This is a genomic window from Amycolatopsis sp. YIM 10 (genome assembly GCF_009429145.1).
Taxonomy (GTDB): Bacteria; Actinomycetota; Actinomycetes; order Mycobacteriales; family Pseudonocardiaceae; genus Amycolatopsis.
The window spans coordinates 8941302-8964703 of record NZ_CP045480.1 but is presented as its reverse complement, the minus strand read 5'-3'; the positions used below and the strand labels follow the sequence as shown (position 1 = coordinate 8964703).

At 69.9% G+C, this 23402-nt stretch carries 24 protein-coding genes; 14 read left to right on the top strand and 10 right to left on the bottom strand.

Annotated elements, in window-relative coordinates; genetic code table 11:
- Positions 1 to 47 precede the first annotated feature (47 nt).
- Both YIM_RS41480 and YIM_RS41475 read left to right on the top strand, forming a co-directional pair.
- Positions 48 to 560, top strand: a complete 513-nt coding sequence (locus YIM_RS41480; RefSeq protein WP_153035566.1) for a cysteine dioxygenase family protein — start codon at positions 48 to 50, stop codon at positions 558 to 560.
- Between the two features lie 14 nt (positions 561 to 574).
- On the top strand, positions 575 to 1207 hold the full coding sequence (locus tag YIM_RS41475; protein WP_153035565.1) for a dihydrofolate reductase family protein: 633 nt from the start codon (positions 575 to 577) through the stop codon (positions 1205 to 1207).
- Between the two features lie 13 nt (positions 1208 to 1220).
- Here the strand turns inward: YIM_RS41475 and YIM_RS41470 are convergent, their stop codons facing one another.
- Positions 1221 to 1739, bottom strand: coding sequence for a methylated-DNA--[protein]-cysteine S-methyltransferase (locus tag YIM_RS41470; protein WP_228004346.1), 519 nt, complete (start codon positions 1737 to 1739; stop codon positions 1221 to 1223).
- Between the two features lie 52 nt (positions 1740 to 1791).
- On the opposite strand from YIM_RS41470, the gene YIM_RS41465 reads away from it, so the two are divergent.
- Positions 1792 to 2418 carry a rhomboid family intramembrane serine protease gene (locus tag YIM_RS41465; RefSeq protein WP_153035563.1) on the top strand — a complete coding sequence of 209 codons (627 nt, stop codon included), beginning with the start codon at positions 1792 to 1794 and terminating at the stop codon, positions 2416 to 2418.
- Here YIM_RS41465 and YIM_RS41460 read toward each other — a convergent pair.
- Positions 2415 to 5507, bottom strand: a complete 3093-nt coding sequence (locus YIM_RS41460; RefSeq protein WP_194239916.1) for an amidohydrolase family protein — start codon at positions 5505 to 5507, stop codon at positions 2415 to 2417. The two genes, YIM_RS41465 and YIM_RS41460, sit on opposite strands and share 4 nt — an antisense overlap.
- Positions 5508 to 5639: 132 nt before the next feature.
- Here YIM_RS41460 and YIM_RS41455 point away from each other — a divergent pair, with 132 nt between their 5' ends.
- Genes YIM_RS41455 through YIM_RS41445 form a run of 3 tightly spaced genes read left to right on the top strand, consistent with a single transcriptional unit; the run spans position 5640 to position 7890 of the window.
- Complete coding sequence (locus YIM_RS41455; RefSeq protein WP_153035562.1) at positions 5640 to 6299, top strand: rhomboid family intramembrane serine protease; 660 nt, start codon at positions 5640 to 5642, stop codon at positions 6297 to 6299.
- The gene (murI, locus tag YIM_RS41450) at positions 6296 to 7096 is read left to right on the top strand and encodes a glutamate racemase (protein WP_153035561.1); all 801 of its coding nucleotides are present in this window, start codon (positions 6296 to 6298) and stop codon (positions 7094 to 7096) included. The genes YIM_RS41455 and murI overlap by 4 nt, the downstream gene beginning before the upstream one ends.
- 26 nt (positions 7097 to 7122) lie before the next feature.
- Positions 7123 to 7890, top strand: a complete 768-nt coding sequence (locus tag YIM_RS41445) for an MBL fold metallo-hydrolase (RefSeq protein WP_153035560.1) — start codon at positions 7123 to 7125, stop codon at positions 7888 to 7890.
- On the opposite strand, the gene YIM_RS41440 is transcribed toward YIM_RS41445, so the two are convergent.
- A complete protein-coding gene (locus tag YIM_RS41440; RefSeq protein ID WP_153035559.1) occupies positions 7878 to 8714 on the bottom strand; it encodes a hypothetical protein in 837 nt (278 codons plus the stop codon). The genes YIM_RS41445 and YIM_RS41440 overlap by 13 nt on opposite strands.
- A 99-nt stretch (positions 8715 to 8813) precedes the next feature.
- Between YIM_RS41440 and rph the strand changes: the two genes are divergently transcribed.
- Complete coding sequence (gene rph / locus YIM_RS41435) at positions 8814 to 9587, top strand: ribonuclease PH (RefSeq protein ID WP_153035558.1); 774 nt, start codon at positions 8814 to 8816, stop codon at positions 9585 to 9587.
- Positions 9584 to 10186 carry an RdgB/HAM1 family non-canonical purine NTP pyrophosphatase gene (rdgB, locus tag YIM_RS41430; protein ID WP_153035557.1) on the top strand — a complete coding sequence of 201 codons (603 nt, stop codon included), beginning with the start codon at positions 9584 to 9586 and terminating at the stop codon, positions 10184 to 10186. Before rph ends, rdgB begins: the two co-directional genes overlap by 4 nt.
- On the opposite strand, the gene YIM_RS41425 is transcribed toward rdgB, so the two are convergent.
- The 5 genes from YIM_RS41425 to YIM_RS41405 all read right to left on the bottom strand — a co-directional run bounded on the left by YIM_RS41425 (position 10183) and on the right by YIM_RS41405 (position 15086).
- A complete protein-coding gene (locus tag YIM_RS41425) occupies positions 10183 to 13182 on the bottom strand; it encodes an NACHT domain-containing NTPase (protein ID WP_153035556.1) in 3000 nt (999 codons plus the stop codon). The two genes, rdgB and YIM_RS41425, sit on opposite strands and share 4 nt — an antisense overlap.
- Position 13183: 1 nt before the next feature.
- Positions 13184 to 13657, bottom strand: a complete 474-nt coding sequence (bcp, locus tag YIM_RS41420; protein WP_153035555.1) for a thioredoxin-dependent thiol peroxidase — start codon at positions 13655 to 13657, stop codon at positions 13184 to 13186.
- A gap of 38 nt (positions 13658 to 13695) precedes the next feature.
- Entirely contained in the window at positions 13696 to 14229 is a 534-nt protein-coding gene (locus YIM_RS41415) for a hypothetical protein (protein WP_228004345.1), read from the bottom strand.
- A gap of 234 nt (positions 14230 to 14463) precedes the next feature.
- The gene (locus YIM_RS41410; protein WP_153035554.1) at positions 14464 to 14646 is read right to left on the bottom strand and encodes a hypothetical protein; all 183 of its coding nucleotides are present in this window, start codon (positions 14644 to 14646) and stop codon (positions 14464 to 14466) included.
- Positions 14647 to 14672: 26 nt separating this feature from the next.
- Complete coding sequence (locus tag YIM_RS41405; protein ID WP_153035553.1) at positions 14673 to 15086, bottom strand: helix-turn-helix domain-containing protein; 414 nt, start codon at positions 15084 to 15086, stop codon at positions 14673 to 14675.
- 116 nt (positions 15087 to 15202) lie between these two features.
- On the opposite strand from YIM_RS41405, the gene YIM_RS41400 reads away from it, so the two are divergent.
- Together YIM_RS41400 and YIM_RS41395 are read left to right on the top strand one after the other, a co-directional pair.
- On the top strand, positions 15203 to 16624 hold the full coding sequence (locus YIM_RS41400) for a DHA2 family efflux MFS transporter permease subunit (protein WP_153035552.1): 1422 nt from the start codon (positions 15203 to 15205) through the stop codon (positions 16622 to 16624).
- 108 nt (positions 16625 to 16732) lie between these two features.
- Positions 16733 to 17698, top strand: a complete 966-nt coding sequence (locus tag YIM_RS41395) for a glycoside hydrolase family 25 protein (RefSeq protein ID WP_153037578.1) — start codon at positions 16733 to 16735, stop codon at positions 17696 to 17698.
- Positions 17699 to 17726: 28 nt separating this feature from the next.
- Here the strand turns inward: YIM_RS41395 and YIM_RS41390 are convergent, their stop codons facing one another.
- Positions 17727 to 18248: a DinB family protein gene (locus tag YIM_RS41390; RefSeq protein ID WP_228004344.1), complete on the bottom strand. Its 522-nt coding sequence runs from the start codon at positions 18246 to 18248 to the stop codon at positions 17727 to 17729.
- A 664-nt stretch (positions 18249 to 18912) separates the two neighbouring features.
- Here YIM_RS41390 and YIM_RS41385 point away from each other — a divergent pair.
- The 4 genes from YIM_RS41385 (at position 18913) to YIM_RS41370 (ending at position 21504) form a co-directional block, all read left to right on the top strand.
- Positions 18913 to 19338 carry a hypothetical protein gene (locus YIM_RS41385; RefSeq protein WP_153035550.1) on the top strand — a complete coding sequence of 142 codons (426 nt, stop codon included), beginning with the start codon at positions 18913 to 18915 and terminating at the stop codon, positions 19336 to 19338.
- A gap of 174 nt (positions 19339 to 19512) precedes the next feature.
- On the top strand, positions 19513 to 19743 hold the full coding sequence (locus tag YIM_RS41380) for a DUF397 domain-containing protein (RefSeq protein WP_153035549.1): 231 nt from the start codon (positions 19513 to 19515) through the stop codon (positions 19741 to 19743).
- A gap of 37 nt (positions 19744 to 19780) precedes the next feature.
- Complete coding sequence (locus YIM_RS41375) at positions 19781 to 20650, top strand: Scr1 family TA system antitoxin-like transcriptional regulator (RefSeq protein WP_153035548.1); 870 nt, start codon at positions 19781 to 19783, stop codon at positions 20648 to 20650.
- On the top strand, positions 20647 to 21504 hold the full coding sequence (locus YIM_RS41370) for an SAM-dependent methyltransferase (RefSeq protein WP_153035547.1): 858 nt from the start codon (positions 20647 to 20649) through the stop codon (positions 21502 to 21504). Before YIM_RS41375 ends, YIM_RS41370 begins: the two co-directional genes overlap by 4 nt.
- Positions 21505 to 21518: 14 nt before the next feature.
- Here the strand turns inward: YIM_RS41370 and YIM_RS41365 are convergent, their stop codons facing one another.
- Positions 21519 to 23402: a CheR family methyltransferase gene (locus YIM_RS41365; protein WP_153035546.1), complete on the bottom strand. Its 1884-nt coding sequence runs from the start codon at positions 23400 to 23402 to the stop codon at positions 21519 to 21521.

Here is a 23402-nt window from a genome sequence, read left to right as displayed (position 1 = left end):
AGCATTGACATTAGACGTATGAGTCGTGGGGCAGCAGGCTCATGGGCATGACCACGACACTTCCCCGCCCCCTCACCGAACTGACCGAACTGGTGGACGGCGTCCGCGCCGCCGTCGCCGTCCAAGCCGACTGGGCGGGCACCGCGCAGCTCGTCGCCGAGCAGCTGCGGGCCCACCTGCCCACCCCGGACGTGCTGACCGCCGAGCAGCGCCTCGGCTCGCCCGACGACTACTGCGGCCACACCCTGCACGTCGAGCCGGGTGGCTCGTTCTCGATCGTCGCGCTGGTCTGGCGACCCGGGCAGTTCACCCGGATCCACGACCACGTCACCTGGTGCGTGCTCGGTGTCATCCAGGGCGTCGAGCACGAGGAACTCTTCGACGCGGATCTGAACCTGATCGGCCGCAGCGAGAACCGGACCGGCGAGGTCAGCGGTTTCGCGCCGCCGGGCGACATCCACCGCGTGCGCAACGCGAGCGACACGACGGCGATCTCCATCCACGTCTACGGAACCGACATCTCCCGCATCTCATCGAGCGCCCGCCGGTACTACAACTGAGAAGGAGCAGAACCATGGCACTCGTCGGCGTTCACAACTTCGCCATTTCCCTCGACGGCTACGGCACCGGTGCCGGGCAGAGCGCCGAGGCGCACTTCGGCCACGCCGGGGACCGGTTGCACCAGTGGATGTTCGCCACCAGTGGATGGCAGGCCGGTGGCAGCGGCGGCGTCGACGACGCCTTCTTCCGGCGGCACGATCCGGGGATCGGCGCCGAGATCATGGGGGCCGGCAAGTTCGGCCACCCCGGCTGGCACGAGGACCCGGACTGGAAGGGCGCCTGGGGCCCCAACCCGCCGTTCCACACGCCGGTTTTTGTGCTCACCCACCACACGCGCCCGTCGATCGAGATGGAGGGTGGCACCACCTACCACTTCCTCGACGCGTCCCCGGCCGAGGCGCTCGAAGTCGCTCGCGAAGCCGCGGGCGGCAAGGACATCCGCATCGGCGGAGGCCCCACGACGGTGCGCGAATTCCTCGAAGCCCGGCTCATCGACCACCTGCACGTCGTGGTCGTCCCGATCCTGCTCGGCCGCGGTGTCGGCCTGTGGGACGGGTTGGAAGGGCTGGAAAAGGACTATGACGTCGAGGCCACGTCCTCACCGAGCGGCGTCACGCACGTGACCTTCACCCGCACCACCGCCTGACCCGCGCCGGAGTTCACCACAGGCCCGGCGGCAGGTGGCCCTCCAGGGTGAGCAGTTGCCGTTTCGACGGGACGCCCTCACCGCCGCTGAAGCCGCCGAGGCCGGTGCTGGCCAGCACCCGGTGGCACGGCACCACGATCGGGATCGGGTTGCTGCCCATGATCGAGCCGATCCCGCGCGCGGGCACGCCGGTGCCGCTGCGTTCGGCCAGCTCGCCGTAGGTGACCGTCTTGCCGTAGGGCACCGTCTCGTACAGCGTGCCGAGCACCCGCTGCTGCGTCGCCGAGTACAGGCGCCAGTCGACGTCGAAGTCGAACCGCTCCCGCGTGCCGTCGAAGTACTCGCGCAGCTCGGCCAGCACCGGTTCCACGCGCGCCGGATCCACCACCACCGGCAGGCCGAGCCGCGTGGCGATGCCCTCCCGCAGCTCCGGGGTGTCGTCGAAGGCCGTCGACGCCAGACCGGCCGGAGTGACCGCGACCAGCACCTTTCCCACCTCGGTCGCCAGGCTGCCGAACGCCACCGTGTCCATGACCTCCATTATCCGGCCACCACCGACAGAACCGGAGAGGTAGCGTCGAAGCATGCTGCCAGAGCCGTCGCCCAAACCGCCGGTCGCGCCCGGCAAGCGGATCCTGCCGCCGAAACCGCTGGCCTCGCTGATCGTGGTCACCGGTTTTGTCGGCCTGCTCTGGGTGATCGAGGGCATCGACACCGTGCTCGCGCACCCCTTCGACGACGACGGCATCTGGCCGCGCACCATCGAGCAGTGGGACGGCCTGATCTGGGCCCCGATGCTGCACTTCGGCTGGGACCACCTCGCCGCGAACTCGGTGCCGCTGCTGGTGCTCGGCCTGCTCGCCACCTCCGGCGGGCTGCGTCAGTTCTTCGGCGTGCTCACCATCATCTGGCTCTTCGCCGGCGTCGGCACCTTCCTGATCGGCGGTGAGGGCGTGCACGCCGGCGCGTCCGGGCTGGTCTTCGGCCTGCTCACGTTCCTGCTGGTGCGCGGCCTGTTCGCGCGCAGCCTCCCGCAGATCCTGATCGCCGTCGGGGTTTTCCTGCTCTACGGCTACGCGCTGTGGGGTGTGCTCCCGAGCGAGCCCGGTGTCTCGTGGGAGGGCCACCTTTGCGGTGCCATCGGCGGGATCGTCGCGGCTTGGATGGTCGGCAAGTCACTCCGCCCACCCAAGCCGCAACCTGCGATTTAGATCCCGCAGCAGACGTGTTCCGACCACTCCGGCCGGTGCCACCAGTGCGAGGCCGTGGTGTTGGCCGGCAGCACCGGGTTCGACACGGACGCCGTGCCCGGTGACCGGAACGGCGCCAGCAGGTCGTCCACCCGGTGCGTCACCCCGCCCACGACCACCTGCCGCACGGCGGCCGCGGCCCGGATGTCCGCCAGCGGATTGCCCTCCACCAGCGACAGGTCCGCGTACGCCCCCGGCCGCAGTTCACCGAGCCGGCCGGTCAGCCCGAGCCGCCGCGCCGGGTTCCGCGTCGCGGTGACCAGCGCTTCGTACGGGGTGAAGCCGAATTCGACCATCGCGCGCAGGTTCTGGTGCAGGGAGATCGCGATGCTGTCGAGCGGGGTGTCCGTGCCGCTGATGACAAATCCGCCCGCGCGGTGCACGCGCAGCACCATGTCCACGTTCCCGGCCAGCACGTGGCGCACGTAGGCGTTCTCCGGCTTGCCCGCGTTCTCGGCGTCGGCCACCAGCCGGTCGTACTCCCACTTCGGGAACAGGACCTTGGTGCGTTCGTCCTCCACGAGCGACTTGTCGTCGGCGTAGAGGGCCTTGGAGTTGAACAGCGTCGGCGTTATCGACATGCCCGAACGCGCGAACAACTCGATCGAGTCCTGGTACGTCCACCCGGTCCGGCTGATCGTGTGCGAATAGCCGAGCCGGTTGGTCGCGCCGACGTGCTCCATCCCGTCCATGCCGAGGTTCGCGGCCGGGAACAGGTAGTGCGACGACAGCGGCATGCCCGCCCGGTGCGCGGCTTCGACGGCTTCGCGCTGCAACCGGACCGGAAGGCGCACATAGGTTTTGATCAGGTCGTAACCCAGCGAGACCGCCCGGTCCATCTCCAGCTTCAACTGCTCGGGCGAAAGTGTCGGCCGCATGAAGTTGTAGTAGACGCGTGAACCGTCGATCGCTTCGCCGGTGCCGAAGAACCGCGGCCCCACCCGGGCGCCCGATTCGAGCGCCTCGCGGGTCTCGATCATCTGGTACACCGGGTCGCCGGGGGAGCGCGTGGTGGTGATGCCGTAGGACAGCCAGAGCCTGCCCTGCCGGTCGCCCCAGTGCCTGCCGCGCAGGTGCCAGTGGTTGTGCGCGTCGATCAGGCCCGGAATAGCCGTCAGCCCGGACGCGTCCACGTCGACGGTGCCGGTGTCGTCCCGGTGCGGCCGGATCTCCTTGATCCGCCCGTTTTCCACCACCACGTCGACGTTCTCACGCAGCTTCTCGGCGGTGCCGTCCCAGAGCGCGCCCACGTGGATGACCGTGCGCTCGGCCGGTTTCGGGCGCCGCCAGCTGAAGTCGAGGCGGATGGTGCGCGGTTTCCCGCCGTCCACGGCGATCCGGCGCAGCTCGCCCTTGCACAGGTAGACCAGCGTGCCGTTGTCCAGCCAGGCCAGCGAGTCGGTGACCTCGCGGGTGACCTGCCGCGGTTCGCCGAGGAAGGCGCCCTTGCCGTCGACCGGGACCACCCACGCGGTGCTCTCCACGGTGAACGCCAGACGCTTGCCGTCCGGGGAGAACAGCGGGCCGTCGTCACCGCGGGTGGCAAGCGAGCGGAACGGCATGGGCTCGGTGTAGGTCAGCTCACCGCCACCGGCGGGCACGGTCAGGATCTGGCTGGTGCCCTCGCGGAACCGCTTGGAGAACGGCTTCACCGCGGCGAGCGCGATCGTGCTGCCGTCACCCGACCAGCTCGGCCTGCCCGGCATGAACAGCGCCGGGGTCAGCTGCCGCACCTCCTTCGAGGCCACGTCCAGCGTCCACAGCGCGCCGTCCTGGTCGGTGTAGGCGATCTTGCCGCCGTCCGGGGACCAGCGCGGCGCGACCTGCGCGCCGGGCAGCGCGGTGAGCACGGTGTCCTCACCGGAGGCGAGGTCGCGCACCCAGAGGTCGGCGGTGCCCAGCCGGTCGCTGGCGTACACCAGCTTCTTGCCGTCGGGCGAGAAGTCGGGGTCGGAGCTGAAGTACTGGTCCGAGGTGATTCGCTGCGGTTTGCCACCATCGGACGGCGCCAGGTACAGCGCGTTCAGCGCGCGGAAGGCGAGTGTCTTGCCGTCCGGCGAGACCACCGGGCTGGCGATGCCGCGAACCGGTTGGGGCGCCAGCGAATCGATATCCCGCACGCGGTGGCGGTAGTCCCGGCGGGCGATCGGCACTACCGCGCTGAACGGGATGTCCACAGTGGACTCCCCGGTGCGGCGGCGGATGCGCCCGTTGCCGGTGTAGAGCACCCCGGACTCGGTCCACGTGGCGGCGAAGCCGAACACGTCCTCGCCCTTGGTCACCTGCTGGTCGCCGAGCATGAGGTCGGCGGTCGCGCCGCGCAGGAGCAGATAACCCGGCGTCTGGTCGTCCGGGCCGAACGCGGGGCCGTAGATCTTGCCCCCGGCCGGCGCGGTCAGCAGCGTCTTGCGCTCGCCACCGGCCACGGTGATCACGTCGATGGCGGCGTCGTCCACGGTGAACAGCACGCGCTGCCCGTCGCGGGACCAGCGCGGCGCGCTCTCCTCCGCCGCGGTGTCGGTCAGCGCTTCGAGTTTCCCGGTGGCCGGGTCGAGCAGCCAGATCCCGTAGCTGCCACCGCGGTCGCTGCTGAGCACGATCCGCTTGCCGTCCGGCGAGAAGACCGGCTCGCGGTGGTCGTACTGCCCGCTGGTGAGCTGGCGCGGCTTGCCGCCCGCGACATCCAGCGAATACAGGTGGTAGTTCCCGTCACGGTAGGACTGGAACACCAGTGACCGGCCGTCCGGTGACCAGCTCGGCAGGGTCGCGTCCTGCAGGTCGTCGGTCAGCCGCCTGGCCTCGCCACCGGCCGCCGGGAGCAGCCAGATGCCGGTGACCAGGTCCATCGCCAGCGTGGTGCCGTCGGGGGACAGCGCCACGGAGAAGTTCGTGCCTTCGGTCAGCCGCACCCCAGGACGGCCGTCGATCTCGGTTGCCGCTTCGGGTTCCTCGGCGAGTGCCACGGCGAGCGGGTCGGCCACGCTCAGTCCGGCGGCGAGCAGGCCGCCGCGCAGGAACACTTCACGGCGGGACAGGCTATCGGGTGACATTCCACCACCTCCCGCGCAAACTATGCCGGGACGCGCATCAGTCGTCCAGATCGTTTTCCCGGAGACAGCGCCTTCGTACCTCAGGGATTTCTCCCGAGGCGCTGCCCGCTTCGGGCGCTTAGCCTGGAATTCGTGAGCACACTTCCAGCACAGCCCACCGGCGGCGGCACGCCGGCCACCGATCCGGCCAAGCGCGTGCTGCCCGACCGGCCGAAAGCCGCGGCGCTGCTGGCGCTGGGCTTTGTCGTCCTGCTCTACCTGGTCGAGCTGGTGGACGTGATCCTTCCCGCCAACCTGGACAACGGCGGCATCCAGGCCAGAACCCTGGCCGGGCTGGACGGCGTCATCTGGGCGCCCGCGCTGCACGACGGCTGGAGCCACCTGTTCGCCAACACCATTCCGGTGCTGGTCTTCGCCTTTCTCGCGATGGCCGGCGGCATCGGCCGGTTCCTGGTGGTCACCGGCATCATCTGGGTGGTCGGCGGGCTCGGGGTGTGGTTGATCGGGCCGGGCGACGCGGTCACCGTCGGCGCCTCGGGGCTGGCCTTCGGCTGGCTGGCCTTCCTGCTGGTGCGCGGGCTGTTCAACCGCAGCTGGGCGCAGCTGGGCGTGGCACTGGCGCTGCTCGCGATCTGGGGCGGGATGATCTGGGGCGTACTGCCGACCGATCCGAACATCTCCTGGCAGGGGCACCTGTTCGGCGCGCTGTCCGGCGTGCTCGCGGCCTGGCTGGTCAGCCGGAAACGAGCGGTCAAGCCCGCCCCCACCACCCCCGGTAATCTCGACGTGTGACCGATCCCAGTGCGCCCATCGGTGTGTTCGACTCCGGCGTCGGCGGGCTCACCGTGGCCAGGGCGATCGCCGACCAGCTGCCCGGCGAGCAGCTCCGGTACGTGGGCGACACCGCGCACAACCCCTACGGTCCGCTGCCCATCGCCAGGGCGCGGGAGCTGGCGCTGGCCGCGCTGGACAACCTGGTCGACAGCGGGGTCAAGGCGCTGGTGATCGCCTGCAACACCGCCTCGGCCGCCTGCCTGCGCGACGCGCGCGAGCGGTACGACGTGCCGGTGGTGGAGGTGGTGCTCCCGGCCGTGCGGCGCGCGGTCGCCGCCACGCACTCCGGTCGCATCGGCGTGATCGGCACCGAGGGCACCATCCGCTCCCGCGCCTACGAGGACGCCTTCGCCGCGGCCAAGGACGTCGAGGTGACCAGCGTCGCGTGCCCGCGGTTCGTCGACTTCGTCGAACGCGGCGTGACCTCCGGCCGCCAGGTGCTCGGCCTGGCCCAGGGCTACCTGGACCCGCTTCTGCGGGCGGAAGTCGACACCCTGGTCCTGGGCTGCACGCACTACCCGCTGCTCACCGGCGTGCTGCAGATCGTCATGGGCCAGGAGGTCACGCTGGTCTCCAGCGCCGAGGAGACGGCCAAGGACGTGGTGCGCGTGCTGACCGAGCTGGACCTGTTCGCCGAGCGCGCCGAACCGCCTCGGCACGAGTTCACCGCCACCGGGTCCGCGGAGCCCTTCACCCGGCTGGCCGAGCGTTTCATGGGATTCACCCCGGGTGTGTTCTCGGCCATGAGCGGTTAGCGGGTCCACATGGCAGAGTGCCGGGGGTGCGATTGACGATCCTCGGTTGCTCGGGCAGCATCCCCGGGCCGAACCGCGCCGCATCCGGATATCTGCTGGAGGCCGACGGCTTCGTGCTCGGCCTCGAACTGGGCAACGGCACGCTCGCACAGCTGCAGGTCGCCCGCGATCCGTTCGAGCTGGACGCGTTGCTGCTCTCGCACCTGCACCCCGATCACTGCGCGGACGTCAGCGCGCTGACCGTGCTGCGCCGCTACCACCCCGAGCCGCCGTACGACCGGCGCCCGGCGAAGCTCCCGCTGTTCGGCCCGGCCGACACCGCGGCCCGGCTGGCGAACGCCTACGCGCCCAACCTGGCCGAGCTGGCCGAGACCGACCTGTCCGATGTGTACGACTTCCGGGAGCTGACCCCCGGCAGCCTGCGTGTGGGCCCGTTCGAGGTGGAGGTGGCCGAGGTCGACCACCCGACCACCGCGTACGGCCTGCGCGTCCGGCACGGCGGCCGCACGCTCGCCTATACCGGCGACACCGGTCCGTGCGCGGCCCTGACCGAGCTTGCCGCGGACGTCGACGTGCTGCTCAGCGAGGCCTCGTGGACCGACGCGCCGGACCGGCCGCCCGGTGTGCACCTGTCCGGGAAGCAGGCCGGTGCGCTGGCCAGGGAGTCCCGCGCGCGCAGGCTGCTGCTCACCCACGTCGCGCCGTGGGCCGACCGGGACGCCGTGCTCGCCGAAGCGCGCCTGGAATTCCGTGAAGCGGAACTGGTGGAGCAGGGCGCGGTCTACGAAGTCTGACCGGCCGGGTTGTTCGCGAGGTCGGCCAGGTAGTCGTCGAACAGTTCGTAGAAGTAGGCGTTGGCCAGCCACAACATGCTGAAGGTGCCGCCGCCGATGTCGAACTCGGCCAGGTCGAGCGCGAGTTCGGCGCCCTTGCGCGACGGCGTCTCGTTCGTCACGTCGGTGAACCAGTCGAGAAAGGTGATCTGCTGCGGCGAGCCGGGTGTGCCGCCCGGCGAGAACAGGTCGAGCAGCGGCGGCCGGTTGCGCAGCACCCAGCGGTAGAACTCGGAGTAGGCGTAGAAGCGTTCCTCCACCGCGCTCGCGGGCACACCGTGCACCTCCTCGGCCAGCCGCACGCCGTGCTCGGTGGAGGCCTGCTCGGCCTGGCTCCACGCGCGGTCGTGCGCGGCGCGGCCGGTGAGTTCGCCGTCGCGCAGCCTGGTCAGGTAGTCGGCCCACTTCGCCGAACCCGGGTTGCCGAAGGTGTCGGTGCCCCGGCCGAGCGCGATGGCCAGCCCGCGCTCGATGCCCTCCACGATTCCGGCGTCCACATAGGACACCCAGCTGCCCGGCGCGCCCATGTCGTGGTCGCGGAAGAAGCCGATGATGCCCTCGATGTTGCGCCAGCGCGGCGCGTACCCGGGCAGCAGTTCGGCGGCGGGCCCGGCGGACATCTCGCGGACGAAGGCCAGCCGCTCGGGCATGCTCATCAGGTTGATGTCCTCGGCGGTGCACTCCAGCGTCGCGGTGCAGTCCTCGGCGGCGGCCACCGCCGGGGCCGCACCACCGATCAGCACGGCGCTGAGCAGGGTGAGCAGGATGGTGCGGACCCGGTTCAACGGACCTCCCCAGTGAGTCCAGTGAATTCGATGGATGCTGACGGTAACCGCGTCCGCACCGGTCAACAAGTGCCCGGGGGTGCGTTCTAGAGTGCACGGGTGGCGAGAAAAGACGGCAGGAACGACGACCAGCTCCGCGAAGTCAAGATCACCCGCGGCTTCCAGCAGTGGCCGGCCGGCTCGGTGCTCATCGAGTTCGGCAACACCAGGGTGCTGTGCGCGGCGAGCGTGAACGAGGGCGTGCCGAGGTGGCGGGCCGGTTCCGGGCTCGGCTGGATCACCGCCGAGTACGCGATGCTGCCCTCGGCCACCAACACCCGCAGCGACCGCGAATCGGTCAAGGGCCGGGTCGGCGGCCGCACGCACGAGATCAGCCGCCTGATCGGCCGCTCGCTGCGTGCCTGCATCGATCTGGCCGCGCTCGGCGAGAACACGATCATGATCGACTGCGACGTGATCCAGGCCGACGGCGGGACCAGGACCGCGGCCATCACCGGGGCCTACGTCGCGCTCGCCGACGCGATCACCTGGCTCGGCGCGGCGGGCAGGCTGGCCGACCCGCAGCCGCTGGCGACCTCGGTGGCCGCGGTCAGCGTCGGCGTCGTCGATGGCCGCGTGCGGCTCGACCTGCCGTACGAGGAGGACTCGCGCGCCGAGGTGGACATGAACGTGGTGGCCACCGACGCCGGCACGCTGATCGAGGTCCAGGGCACCGGCGAGGGCGCCACCTTCCAGCGGTCCACTTTGGACACCATGCTGGACTTCGCGCTGGCCGGGTGCGCGCAGCTGGTGGAGAAGCAGAACGAGGCGCTGGCGCTGCCCTACCCGGGTGAGCTGCCGGAGCCGAAGCCGGACAAGAAGGCCAAGAAGTGACGAAGTTGCTGGTCGCTTCACGGAACGCCAAGAAGCTCGGCGAGTTGCGGCGCATCCTGGACGCGGAGGGTCTCGGCGGCATCGAGGTGGTCGGCCTCGGTGACGTGCCCGAGTTCCCGGAGGCCCCGGAAACCGGCGCCACCTTCGAGGAGAACGCGCTCGCCAAGGCCCGCGACGCCGCGGCGGCCACCGGACTGCCCTCGGTCGCCGACGACTCGGGCCTGACGGTCGACGCGCTCAACGGCATGCCGGGCGTGCTGTCGGCGCGCTGGTCCGGCGGGCACGGCGACGACCAGGCCAACCTCGACCTGGTGCTGGCGCAGCTGTCCGACACCCCGGACGAGCGCCGGGGCGCGGCGTTCGTCTGCACCACCGCACTGGTGGTGCCCGGCGGCGAGGAGATCGTGGTGCGTGGTGAGTGGCGTGGCACGCTGCTCCGGGAAGAGCGCGGCACCAACGGTTTCGGCTACGACCCGATCTTCGTGCCGGAGGGCGGTTCGCGGACCTCGGCGGAACTGGAACCGTCCGAAAAGGACGCCCAGTCACACCGGGGCCGGGCCCTGCGCGCGCTCCTGCCACACCTGCGCTCGCTGGCCTAGAGGATGCGGATCTCGATTTCCGGGTCGAGCACGCTCAGATCGGCGCCGTCGTAGTTCTGCAAGGTCAGGTTCCTCAGCGGTAGTGCGCGGAGCGGGGAGAGGTCGGCCCGGCCGACCGGCCGGATGTTGAGGTAGGACAACGCCGGGAAGGTGGCAGGCACTGCGGCCAGCTCCGGTTCCTGGTCGAACAGGCCCAGCACCTCCACCTTGGGCAGCGGCGTGGTCGCGGCCAGGCACGCGCCGGAGTACTTGGTGAGCACGACCTGCCGCAGCTCCGGCAGGTCGTGCAGGGCGTCCAGGTTCGGCAGCGCGCCGGTGTCGTCCAGACTCAGCCAGACCAGCTTCGGGGTGTGGCGAAGGAAACCCAGATCCCCCCACGGTGCGGCCTGACTGAGCCCGAGAGCGGTCAGCTCGGTCAGGGCGGCGAGGGTGGGCAGACCGGAGAAGTGGTGTGCCCGGTACACGCGCAGTCGCTTCAACTTCGGGTGGTCGCGTAGCCAGTGCAGGTCGATCGGGCGGTCGGGCTCGCCGAAGAACATCAGGTCGTCGAGCATCGGCAGGTCACCGAGGTCGCGGAAGTCGTCGGGCGGATCGGTGTAGACCGAAAGCGCCTTGAGGTGCCGCAACCGCCCGACGAACGGCAGGCATTTGAGCGAGCGGACGATCAGCCAGCCTTCACGCAATGGGGCATCGGCGAGCACTTCGTCGGCGTACCGTTCCGGCTCGAAGAACTGCCACCCGTGCTGCAGTTCTTCCTGCACCCCTTCGCGGGGATCCGTGGCGTAACCGGCGAGCACGCGCAAGGCGTCCGCATCGCCGGTGAGGACCGCGGTCCGGACCGTTGCCGCGGCCTTCGCGTCCGAGAGTTCCGAGATGTCCGTCGGCAGGAGCTTGAGCACCCGGTGCCCGACCGTCGCCAGTGACGCCGTCTCGCGGAGATCGCGTGGCGGCACCAGTTTCCCCAGCGCCGCGTCGACACGGGCGTGGGTGGCCGGATCGATGTCCCGCACGGTTTCCAGGCAGGCCGCGGCGAGCAACCGCAGGCGGCGGGCGCGTCGGCGTTCGGCGGTGGCGCGGTCGAGCAGGCCGTCGACCAGCTCACCGGCCTGGCGCGCGGTGGCGTGCCCGCAGGCCATCACCACGGTCTCGCGCCAGGTGTCCAGGTGCGCGTGCGCCAGCAGCGTCGGAATGTGGTGCTGCTGCACGGCTTCGTCGGCGGCGAGGTACTCCTGGAACGTCCGGTGCACGAAGTCGACCCGGCCGGGCACCGGCTCCCGTAGCACCCCGCTGCGTTCCAGCAGGTGCGCCAGCAGCGCTTCCGGCTCCGCGGTGACGTTCGGCATCGCGGGCAGTTTCGCGGTCAGGTGCCGCAGCGCCTCGTCGCGGGGAAGCTCGACCCGGTTCGCCAGGGTGAGCCGCCAGGCGAGATCCCGCAGCAGGACGCGCTTCTCGGCGTCACCGAGCAGGCCGCTCAGCCCGCGTTCGCTGTCGCGCAGGTGCAACAGCATCGCCAGTGCCTTGGCGTACAGGTCCATCCGGCTGGTCGGCAGGCTCGCCCGGTGCGACAGGTTCAGCGCGCACAACATCGCGCACAGCAGCGGGCTCGCGGCCAGTTCGCGCAGGTGCGTGCGCTCCAGCTGGGCGCTCAGGCGGCGGTGCGCGGTGGCCACGTCGGCCTGCACCCCGGCGGACTCGGCGGCGTCGTGCCAGCGGCGCAGGAAGGCACGGACGTTCGTCGGCCCCATCGGGTCGAGCGTCACCGCCGAGAAACCCTCGTCGGACAACCAGCCCCGGTCGGCCGCCGCCGGGCGCGCGGTGACCACGACCTTCACCGAGGGATGGGCGTCGAGCAGGTCGCGCAACCACGCCTTCACTTCACGGCGACGGGTGGACGGCACCTCGTCCACCCCGTCGACCAGCAGGATCGCGCCGGTGCGCAGCACGCGGTGCGCCCAGCCGGGCGGCATCAGCCCCGCGATCGCGCTCGCGCCGTGCGCGACGAACTCCTCCGGCGCGGGCAGTCTTCCGCCCGCGAAAGTGCGCAACCGCACCACGAACGGCACCAGCCCGTTCCAGCCACGCAGCTCACCGCGGAACTCACCACGCGCCGCGGTGACCGCCAGCCAGTGCAGCAGCGTGGTTTTCCCCGAACCGGCTTCTCCCCGCAGAAGCGTGCGGTCGGTGCGGCCGACGGCCCATTCGACCGGCATCTCGCCGCGCCACGACTTCTCCTCCTGCTCGTCGCGGCGGTCGCGGGTGGTGGTGGACACGCGCAGGCTCAGGTAGGCCACGGTGAGCGGCAGGCGCGGCTGCTCGTCCGTGTGGTCCCTGGGGAGGCCGAGCAGCTCCAGCCGGTCGAGCGACTTCGCCACCGCGCGCAGGTACGCCTGGCCGAACTCGGTGTCGTGGTCGGTGCCGCGCGGCGCGAGCAGGGTGGTGACCGGAGTGGTGGTGAGCAGCTCCTCCAGCCTGCTCAACCGCGACAGCACCTCGGCGAGCGCCGCGGGCTGGAAGGCGGGCAGGTACCGCACCACCTGCACCAGGTGGCGGCACGACTGGTCGAGCGCGAGTTCGTACAGCGGCCACGCCCGCTCGGCCAGCGCGACCTCGGCGGGCCGGTCGGCGAACTGTTCCCGGACGCGGCGAGCCAGCGCCTCCGGATCCGCGTCGGCGGCCAGCAGCGCCTCGTCGGAGAGGTCGACCTGCCGGAGCACGTCGGTCACCGCGAGCACGGCGGCCTCGACCTCGTTGTCGGGCAAATCGGCGAACCGGCTGTCCAGCACCGGCGCCAGCTGCTCGGCGACCAGCGTCTCGACGCGGTCGACCAGGTTGTCCAGGTTCCGGCGTTTGAGCGGACCACCCAGTTCCTGCTCGGCCAGCTCGGCGAGGCTGGCCGACCGCTCGAACTTCGCTCTGCGGCGCTGCAACCAGAACCTGGCCGCGTGCTGCGCGACCGAGCCGCCCAGCTTCAGCGCCGCGGACTCCAGGCCCGCCACCTCAGGCGGAGACGCCCAGGTCCCTGATCAACTTCGCCACGTGCCCGGTGGCGCGGACGTTGTAGAACGCGTTGGCGATCTTGCCCTCGGGATCGACCACGAAGGTGGACCGGATCACGCCCTGCACAACACGGCCGTAGTTCTTCTTCTCGCCGAAGGCCGCCCACTGGGTGAGCACGGTCTTGTCGGGGTCGGCCAGCAGCGGGAAGGTCAGCGACTCGGCGTCGACGAACTTCGCCAGCTTCTCCGGCTTGTCGGGGGAGATGCCGAGCACCTGGTAGCCGGCGTCGTTGAGTTCGGCGAGGTTGTCGCGGAAGTCGCAGGCCTGCTTGGTGCAGCCCGGGGTGCCCGCGGCGGGGTAGAAGTAGACGATCACGTACTGCCCGCGGAAGTCCGACAGCGACACCTTGTTGCCCGCGCTGTCGGGCAGGGTGAAGTCGGGGGCCGCGTCGCCGGGGGAAAGTCGCTCGCTCATGCCCGGAGATTACCGGGCTCCGCGGGGAGGCGACGCGGTCAGGCTTGGCCCGTGTACAGCGCCGAGGCCGCGCTTTCCGGCCCTGGCCGCACGGACACCTTCAGCTCCACCGGATCCGCTGGCATGGCGAAGGCGAAGGTGAGGCGCACGTTGCGGCCGGGCTCGACGTCCTTCGCGGCGTCGACGATGCCGGTGAAGCCCTGCGCCGAGTCGACCACCTGCTTGGCCGGTTCCCCGGCGACGGTGGCCGAGGCGGAGAAGCCGGAGAGGCGGTACGGCTGCTTGCCGTCGTTGAGCAGGTTGACCTCGAAGGCCACCGCCCGTGCGCACCGCGGATAGGCGGTCGCGCTGGGCTGGAAGGTCCTCGGGGTGGAGACGAGCACGGTCAGGCCGTCCGGGAAGCGGAACTCGCGGCCGAAGTCGACCCGGCTCTCGGCGGGCACCATCGCCTGGTGCGCGGCCGGCTCGGTGCCGGGGATCGTCATCGCGGTGTTGGGGTCCAGCTGCGAGGCGCCGCAGCCCGCCGTCGCCAGCAGCACGCAGGCGAGCAGCAGGGGTCTCCGCGAGCGCACTGGCCGTTCTCCTGTCCGATCCCGATGGTCGTTGGTCCGTTCGGCGTAGGTACTTCGGCCGACGCGCTCCACTCTCTACGTACCGTGCGGTACGCGCGAGTAAGTTGGGCCGGTTGACGCGGAGCTGACGTCGGGCCGTGGCCGATCCGTGACCGATGATGCACGGCGGGTGACAGTCATCACGCAAGTGTCAGTGTTCAGAAGAACGCTCAGCACAACCCTCCGGAAAGCGCTTCACACGGCCAGTGCGAAGAAGAGCACAAAGATCGCCAGTCCGGCCAGCCAGGCCACGAGCAACCAGCCGAAGTCCCGCCAAGGGTTCACCGGTCGGGTGTCCTCGCCGGGCACGTAGACGCCACGGGCCTCGAACCAGTCGGCCCACGCACCGAGCCAGCGGAACGGGTTTTTCGCGGGCACGGCTCACCTCCTGATCGACCGCCACCCTAGCTGGCGGGTGCCGCGTTCGCTGTGTGCGCAGTGTTCGCGGCGTCGTAGCGTTCGCGCGCCGCGGAGATCGTTTCGCGGTGGCGCTCGGCCCACTTGGTCAGCCCGCGCAGCGAGCCGTACAACTCCATCGCCATCTCGGTGGAGGTGTACTCGACCTTCGGCGGCACGGTCGGGTAGACGGTACGGACGAGCAGGCCGTCGCGTTCGAGGTTGCGCAGGGTCAGCGTGAGCATGCGGCGGCTGATGCCCTTGACCGCGCGCTCCAGCTCGGTGAAGCGGACCGGCCCGTTCGAGGCCTCCAGCAGGATGCCGATGGCCCATTTGCCGCTCACCCGCTGCAGGGCTTCGAGCACCGTGCACGCCTCCCCGGAGCTGACCTGCTCGGACACATCGATGTTCCCCTGAGACATGAAAGTGCCTCCTTCCGCTCGCGGTCATGGTCACACAAGATGGTCGCTGTAACAAGAAGTGCCCTGGCGCTGGCCAGGGAATTCTCACTGATTCTGCTTTCTTGAGGGGATGGATCATGCCCGAAAACGGTGGATCGAGATGGTTCGCGCTGAGCGTGCTCAGCGCGGCCACGCTGATGGTGGTGCTGGACGGCTCGGTGGTCACCGTCGCGCTGCCGTGGATCCAGCGGGATCTCGGCTTCACCCAGGCCGGGCTGGCCTGGGTGGTCAACGCCTACCTGATCGCCTTCGCCGGTTCGCTGCTCCTGTCCGGTCGGCTCGGCGACCTGCTCGGCCGCCGCCGCGTCTTCCTGGTCGGCATGGTGGTGTTCACCGTGGCCTCGCTGCTGTGCGGGATCGCCGCGGACCGGACCGCGCTGGTGGTCTTCCGGTTCCTCCAGGGCGCGGGCGGCGCGATGGCTTCGGCCGTGGTGCTCGGCATGATCGTCGCGCTCTTCCCCGAACCGCGGGAGCGGGCCAAGGCGATCGGCGTCTACAGCTTCGTTCAGGCCGGTGGCTCGTCGATCGGGCTCATCGCGGGCGGGGTGCTGACCCAGGGGCTGAGCTGGAACTGGGCGTTCTTCATCAACCTGCCGATCGGCGTGGTGGCGATCGCGCTGACCTGGCGGCTGGTGGCCGCCGATCGCGGGCCCGGGCTGCGGGAGGGTGTCGACCTGGCCGGTGCCGGACTGGTCACCGGCGGGCTGATGCTGCTGGTCTACACCATCGTGCAGGCCGAGGAGCACAGCTGGAGCAGTGCGCGAAGCATTGGCCTGCTGGCGTTTTCGCTCGTGCTGCTGGCCGGTTTTGTGCTGCGGCAGGCAAAAGCGGCCAAGCCGTTGCTGCCGCTGCGGCTGTTCCTGGTGCGCGCGGTGGCCGGGGCGAACCTGGTGATGGTGCTGATGGTGGCCGGGTTGTTCGGTTTCCAGTTCATCACCGCGCTCTACCTCCAGCGGGTGCTCGAACTGGACGCGCTGTGGACCGGACTGGCCTTCCTGCCCGCGCCGGTGACCATCGCGGTGTTCTCCCTCGGCTTCGCCGCCCGGCTGGCCGGGCGGTTCGGCGCGCGGCACGTGCTCACCGGCGGGCTGGTGCTCGTCGCGCTGTCACTGGCCTGGCTGGCCAGGGTGCCGGAGGCCGGAGTGTACACAGTGGACGTTCTGCCGGTGCTGGTGCTGATGGGGGCCGGCTTCGGCTCGGCGATGCCCGCGTTGATGGGACTGGCGATGTCCGGTGCCACGGCGAGTGATTCGGGCATCGCGTCCGGACTGATCAACACCACGCAGCAGGTCGGCGCGGCGATGGGTACCGCCGTACTGGCGACAGCGGCGACCACGCACAGCGCCGAACTGATCGGCGCGGGGGTCACCGAGAAAACCGCGCTGACCGAAGGTTTTCAGTTGTCGTACGGATTGAGCGCGGGATTCGTGGCGCTCGCGGCGGTGACCGCCGCGGTGTTCCTGCGCCGCTCGGCCGAACGGGTGCACGCGGTGCGGTAAAGGCGCCCATGACGGCCACGATAGGGTTACGATCGTTGTCGCGGCACGGGTTTTCCGTGCCGCGACAACGTAATGGGCTCGCCTGGCCAACCGCATGGGAGCGTGACGATGGTCCTGTTCGGCCTCGACATCAGCCATCACCAGGGTGGCAATCCCAACCTGCACCAGGCTCGCGCGGAGGGCGTGGAGTTCGTCATCTGCAAGGCGACCGAAAGTTCCGGCTTCGTCGACTCGCGCTTCCACGACAACATCGCGCGCGCCCAGAACGCGGGCCTGCTGGTGGCCGCGTACCACTACCAGCGCGCCGGGGTCTCCGCGGCGGCGCAGGTGGACAACGTGCGCCGCGTGGTGCCACCGGGCATGCCGGTGATCCCGGACGTGGAGGGCAACAGCGGCAACGTCGCGCTCACCAGGGAGATCGTGGATCGGTTGCGCGGGGCCGGTTATCCCGTTCCGCTGACGTACCTTCCGCGCTGGTACTGGCAGCAACTCGGCCAGCCGTCGCTGGCCGGGCTGCCGCCGCTGTGGTCCTCGCGCTACCCCGACAACGCGCAGGGCACCATCGCCGAGGAGTACGCCGACGTGCCGGCGCACTACTGGGACGGTTACGGCGGGCTCGGCGTGGCACTGCTGCAGTTCTCCAGTTCCGGCCGGGTGGCCGGGTACGCGCCGCTGGACCTCAACGCCTTCCGCGGCACCAGGCAGGAGTTCGCCGCCCTGCTCGGCGGGGGACCGCCGGGATCTGACCCCACCATCGAGGAGGAGAGCCACATGGAGCTGGGTCCGGGAAGCACCGTGAGCAAAACGCTGGTCTGCCCCGCGGTACCCGCGGATCTGGTGATCAGCCTCGGTTTTGTCTCGTTCACCGTGCACCACATCAAGTTCTTCGGGCCCACGCCGGAGAGCGGGCACGCCGAACTCGCTTCCTACGGCGAACAGGTCGTCGACCCGGCGCGGCCGTACGTGAAGCCGGTGCCGCAGGGCGCGATGACCGCGGAGATCCTGTACAGCCTGGCCCCCGCGGCCGAAGGCACCCCGCAGCACACCGCGGTCGCCGCCTTCCGCGGCCGCTAGTACCCGAGTACGTAAGCCACCGCAGTACCTAAGCCGCCGCGCGGAGTAGGCGGAGCTGGCCGATTTCGGCGGTGTTCTTCATCAGTTCCGCGTTCACCCAGGCGAGCGTGTGCCCGACGGTCTTGGCCGGATCGTCCGGCCACGGGAAGGTCGCCGGCGCGTCGAGGCCGGTGTCGGTGAGTTCGGCGAGCACGGCCGTCCATTCCGCGTGCAGGCCGCGCAGCCAGTCGACGGTCGGCTGCCCCGGCCCCGGCCAGGTGATGTCGGCGCGGTCGCGCGGGGCGCGGCCGCGCAGATGATCGAGGGTGACCGACCACCACCAGCCGAGGTGCCAGGTGACCCAGCCCAGGGTCGGCACCGGGATCGGCGACGGTTCGGTGTCCGCCCAGTCCGGGGTCCAGCCCCCGGCCGAGTCCTGGTGCATCGTCCAGTGGTGCGTGGCGGTGGTCCAGCCGAAGTCGTCCGGCTCGAGTTCGGCCAGGTGGAGTTCGAGCAGGGACCAGGTCAGTTCGTACTGCCAGCGGAGCAGTTCGGTTCGTGAGTGGGACACCGGCGGATGGTGGCACGGGCCACCTCCGCCGGGAAAGCGGATTTCTTCTCGGCTGCACCGGATCATGCACGTGCATCTGCGTGTGCAAGATCGGCCCGGCTGTGGCATCATGGGTGCGCGGCCGAACCGGGGTCGCCGCTCGTCGCCGGATTTCCGCCGCCGGGCGATCGGTTGCGGCGAATGCCGTGGTAATGCTGTTCGATTCACCGCGCGCATTTGCGCTGCGCATTTTTGCGAATTGCGGTGAAGGTGTCGTGCTGCGCTCCACCATTAGTGGCCGGGCGCGTTGTCGTGCTGCGCTGTTACCGGTTCTCTGTCACTCGATCGAGGCATCCTCGAATATTCCGTGAATGTCGATGACTGAGGTTGTTGACTATTTTCGCCCCGGTTGCTGCGCGCAATAACGGTTGTGTGTAAAAATGCCTGAGATCTTACGGACGTAGCTTTGGGTGGTCGAATATTCGACGTTTCCAGGTGGGCCCCAAGATCAAAGAGGCGTGGCTCCCATTGGCCGGGAGCCACGCCGGAGGTTGCACATCCGCGAATCTAGGAGCACAACTTGACGATTATAGATCCCGCGACCACGGAGGTGCCGGACACCGACCCCGTTGGTTCCCCTGATCGGGTGGCGCGGCACCGGCGCCCGCCGCGGTCGTGGCCGGAGGTGGCCGCCGAGGTGCTCGGCGGCTGGGTCATCACCCTGCGCGTGGCGCTGCTGGCCGCCGTGCTGCTCGGCGGAGCGGGGGTGGTCTTCTTCGGCGCCTCCGCCGGCGCGGGCATCTCCGGCTCAGTACTCGCGGCGGCGATCCTGCTCGCCTGCCTGCGAGGGCGCGCGCCCGGCGGAGCCGCCAGTTCCGCCGATCCTGCCGATCCTGCCGAACCCGCTGGACTCGCCGGACCTGCCGGGCCGGTCAATCCAGCAAACCCTGCCGGACTCGCGAATCCAGTCGATCCCGCCGGACTTGCCGATCCAGCCGGGCTCGCTGATCCAGTCGGGCCTGCCGATTCGGCCGGACTTGCCAATCCCGCCGGATCCGGCGATCCGGCAGAAGCCATCAAGCCAGCCGAACCCGCCGATCTCATCGAGTGATCCCCGGCGGCGCCGGGCCATCCCCGGCGCCGCCGTCCCCGCCGAACCCGAAGGAGTGAGAAATGCCGGAACCAGCCAGGAGAGCCGCCGTACGGGCTTGCGCATCGAATATTCGGTCCACATTCTTGAATCGAATATTCGAGGTTCCGTGCAGGCGAGCAGCGAGGGGGACTCATGCAGACCTACGACCCGCATTCGATCGGCGACCGCTTCGCCCCGGCGGGCTGGCAACGGCCCGCGGCCTGCGGTCCGAATGGCGCGAACTGCGTCGAGGTGAACGTGGCAGGCCGGGAAATGGTCGGGGTGCGCGACGGCAAGCTGCCCGATTCACCGGTGCTGGTTTTCGATGCCGGGGAGTGGGCCGACTTCGTCGAATCGGTGCGCTCGGGCCAGTTCGACAGCTGAGGGCCCGCACCGGCCGTAATGGCCTCCGGAGGTTTTCGTGAACCATTCCGGAGCGGCCGAATCGGTGCTCACGCAGCGCCGCCGGATCGGCGCGCTGCTGCGGACGGCGCGCAAACGGGCCGGCGTGACCCAGGTCCAGGTGAAGACCGTGCTCGCGTGCAGCCAGTCCACCGTCACCAAGATCGAGAGCGGCGGCACCACGATCTCCGCGCAGAACCTCGGGAAGCTGATCGAGTTCTTCCGCGTCGACCAGGCCACCGCGGCCGAACTGCGCCGGCTCAACGAGGTGAACTCGGCCTCGCGGCTGAGGTCCGGCCGCCGCCGGGCCGGGCCGGCGTGGTTCGGGGACGTTCCCGAACTGGAGCGGCGCGCGTCGGAGATCCGGTCGTGGACCGGCGAGCGCATTCCCGGCGTGCTCCAGTCCGACCAGTACATGCTGGCGCAGTTCCAGGCCGCGGGCTGTGCCAACGTGTCCGAGCTGATCGCGGCCCGCAAGGACCGCCAGCGCATCTTCGACCGCGAGGGCCGTCGCGAGTTCCTGCTCAGCGAGTCCGCGCTGGACCGGCTCTGCCACACCGCGAACCCGCTGACCGCACTGGACGAGGTGCAGCACCTGCTCAAGTGCGGGGAACTGGCCGGGGTGCGGATCCGGGTAGTGCCCTACGGCCGCAGCCTCTACCTGGACCCGGACTTCACCATTCTGAGCTTCCCGGACGAGGGTGATCAGGTGTACGTCGAGTACGTGAGCGGGAAACTCCTGCTGCACAAGCAGAACGACGTCAAGGAGCACTGGGGCGCCTGGGCCGCGCTGGACGAACTCGCGTCGACCCCGGAGGAGTCGGCCCGGATGCTGACCGAGTGGCGGGACCGGCTCGACGCGGGCCTGGCCGGTGAGGAGACCCGATGACCGACTACCCGCCACCCGGTGTCGACCTCGACCGACCGAGCGTCGCGCGCGTCTACGACTACTACCTCGGCGGCACCACCAACTGGGCGGTCGACCGCCGGTTCGCCGACCGGGTGCTGGCCGAGTTCCCGATGCTGCGCGACATCGCCATGGCGAACCGGCTGTTCCTGCACCGGGTGGTGCGCCACCTGGTGCGGCGCGGGGTCACGCAGTTCCTCGACATCGGTTCGGGGGTGCCGACCATGGGGCACGCGCACCAGGTCGCCGACCATCTGGCGCCCGGTCGCGCGCGCGTGGTCTACGCCGACTACGAACCGGTCGCCGTCGCGCATTCGAAGGCACTGCTGGGCGAACACGGTGACCCGAGACGGCACGCGGTGGTCCACGCGGACCTCCGCGATCCCGACGGCCTGTGGTCGGCGGTCGAGCGGACCGGGGTGGTCGACCTCGGCCAGCCCGTCGCGTTGCTGATGATCGCGGTGCTGCACTTCCGGCAGCCGCCGGCGAACGGGATCGGGGCGGACCTTGGACCCGGTGTGGTCGCGCGGTTCCGGGAACTGCTGCCACCGTTGTCGTACCTGGCGATCTCGCACATCACCGACGATGGTGTGCCGCCGGGCTACGACAAGAAGCTGGTCCGGCTGCGGGAGCGCTACGACCAGGGCGGCAGTCCGGTGATCTGGCGCCCCCGGCGGGAGATCGAGGCCCTGTTCGGCGAGTTCCACCCGGTGCCACCGGGAGTCACCTGGACCCCGGACTGGCACCCGGAGGAAACCGGCGCACGCAGCCCGGAAGTGCGCTTCACCCGGCCGAACGAGTCCGCCATTCTCGCCGGGGTCGCCAGGAAACCCTGATCCCTCCGGCGGGCTCAGGGCTCGGTGTGTTCGGTGGGTTCGGGAGTTTCCTCCGGGTCCATCAGGAGGATGACGCCCCGGATCTCGTTGTCCGGGTTGTGCAGCGAGCCGCAGTGCAGGCGGAGCGAGATCGTCCGGCCCCGCCGGTTGACCGCTTTCAGGGTCAGGACTTCCCGGAACCGCGCGTCCTGCAGCGCGGCCCGTACGCTCGGGCGCAGTTCGGCCACCGGCAGCCCGATGTCGAGGTTCAGCAGGTGCTGGCCGACCGCTTCCTCACTCCGGATGCCCCACAGGTCCTCGGCACCGCGGTTCCACGCCGTCACCCGCATCTCGGTGTCGGTGACGATCGCGCCCGAGCGGATCGAGGTCAGCACCGAGGCGAGGAAGTCGTTGACCCAGTTGAGTTCCACGCTGCGATCGCGCAGGGTGTCGTTGATCGACTGCAGTTCGTCGTTGGTGGACTGGAGTTCCTCGTTGATCGTCTCCAGCTCCTCGTTGGTGGACTGGAGTTCTTCGTTGGTGGTCTCGAGTTCTTCGACGGTGGACTGGAGTTCCTCGTTGGTGGTCTCGAGTTCTTCGTTGGTCGACTGGAGTTCCTCGTAGGCGGATTCGAGTTGCCGGTTCGTGTGCGCCAGTTCGTCGAGCAGCGCCCTGGCCGCGGTGACGTCGTGGAACGAGATCGCCACCCCGAGCAGCCTGCTGTCCGCGTCGACCAGCGGGTTGACGTGGATTTCCAGCCAGATGGCCTCGCCGGGCCCGCGTTGCCACTCGGCGTCCTTGATCCGGATGCTGCGGCGGTCCATCTTCGCCCGCTCGACGTACCCGCGCAGTTCCACCGGGCGATAGGACAGCTCCAGATCACGCAGCGGCCTGCCGACATCCCGGTTGGACAGGCCGAAGACCTGCTCGGCCTGATGGTTGATCAGCGCCACGATGTCGTCACCGGTGACCACCATCTGCGCGACCGGGGAGGTCGAGTACGCGTAGTCCCGCAACTGGTCCAGGCTGCCGATTTCACCGGTGCGGTCGCGCGACAGCGCGTGCGTGGCGAAGTGCCCGGGGCCGGCGGCCATGGCGACGGTCTTGCGGAACAGCCGCCGCTTCAGGTCGACCGGTTCGAAGATCCGGGTGTGGGACCGCAGCATCTCCGCCTTCCCGAGGAACAGCAGGCCGCGCGGGGCCAGCCCGAAGTGCAGCCTGCCGAGGATCTTGGTCTGGGTCTCGGCGTTGAAGTACATCAGCGTGTTCCGGCAGACCAGCAGGTCGATCCGGGAGATGGGCGCGTCCTGCACCAGATCGTTGCGGCCGAAGATGACCGAGCGCCGCAGGTCCTTGCGGAAGGTGTACTTCTCGCCCTGGCGCTCGAAATAGGTGGCGCGCAGGTCCGGCGGCACGTTCTCGATCGCGCTTTCCGGGTACGCCGCGTGCCGCGCTTCCACCAGCGCCTGCTCGTCCACGTCGGTGGCGTAGATCTTCACCCGCTGGCGGAAGCGTTCCGGCCCGATCGCCTCGGCGAACACCATCGCCAGCGTGTAGGCCTCCTCGCCGGAGGCGCAGCCCGCGCTCCAGATCCGGATCTGGTCATCGGGGGCCCGCTGGGCGAGCAGCGCCGGGATCAGGGTTTCGCGCAGCACGGTCCACGCGTCGGGGTCGCGGAAGAAGCTGGTGACGTTGATCAGGATGGTGTCGAAGAGCGCGCCGAACTCCTTGACGTCGACCTGGAGACGGTCGACGTAGGTGGGGTAGTCATCGATGCCGATCTGGTTCATCCGCCGCCGCACCCGCCGGGCGAGGCTGGTGCGCTTGTAGCCGGTGAAGTCGAAACCGCGCGACTCCTTCAGGTACAGCAGCACCGCCTCGAATTCGAGGTCTACCTGGTCGTTCGCCGTTTCCTCCAC

What these genes read in the sequence shown, in the direction of transcription:
- YIM_RS41405 (WP_153035553.1), bottom strand. Translation starts at nt 15,086, where the DNA reads ATGTCTCAGGGGAACATCGATGTGTCCGAGCAGGTCAGCTCCGGGGAG.
- YIM_RS41460 (WP_194239916.1), bottom strand. Translation starts at nt 5,507, where the DNA reads ATGTCACCCGATAGCCTGTCCCGCCGTGAAGTGTTCCTGCGCGGCGGC.
- YIM_RS41400 (WP_153035552.1), top strand. Translation starts at nt 15,203, where the DNA reads ATGCCCGAAAACGGTGGATCGAGATGGTTCGCGCTGAGCGTGCTCAGC.
- YIM_RS41470 (WP_228004346.1), bottom strand. Translation starts at nt 1,739, where the DNA reads ATGGACACGGTGGCGTTCGGCAGCCTGGCGACCGAGGTGGGAAAGGTG.
- YIM_RS41370 (WP_153035547.1), top strand. Translation starts at nt 20,647, where the DNA reads ATGACCGACTACCCGCCACCCGGTGTCGACCTCGACCGACCGAGCGTC.
- YIM_RS41465 (WP_153035563.1), top strand. Translation starts at nt 1,792, where the DNA reads ATGCTGCCAGAGCCGTCGCCCAAACCGCCGGTCGCGCCCGGCAAGCGG.
- YIM_RS41480 (WP_153035566.1), top strand. Translation starts at nt 48, where the DNA reads ATGACCACGACACTTCCCCGCCCCCTCACCGAACTGACCGAACTGGTG.
- bcp (WP_153035555.1), bottom strand. Translation starts at nt 13,657, where the DNA reads ATGAGCGAGCGACTTTCCCCCGGCGACGCGGCCCCCGACTTCACCCTG.
- YIM_RS41395 (WP_153037578.1), top strand. Translation starts at nt 16,733, where the DNA reads ATGGTCCTGTTCGGCCTCGACATCAGCCATCACCAGGGTGGCAATCCC.
- YIM_RS41475 (WP_153035565.1), top strand. Translation starts at nt 575, where the DNA reads ATGGCACTCGTCGGCGTTCACAACTTCGCCATTTCCCTCGACGGCTAC.
- YIM_RS41380 (WP_153035549.1), top strand. Translation starts at nt 19,513, where the DNA reads ATGCAGACCTACGACCCGCATTCGATCGGCGACCGCTTCGCCCCGGCG.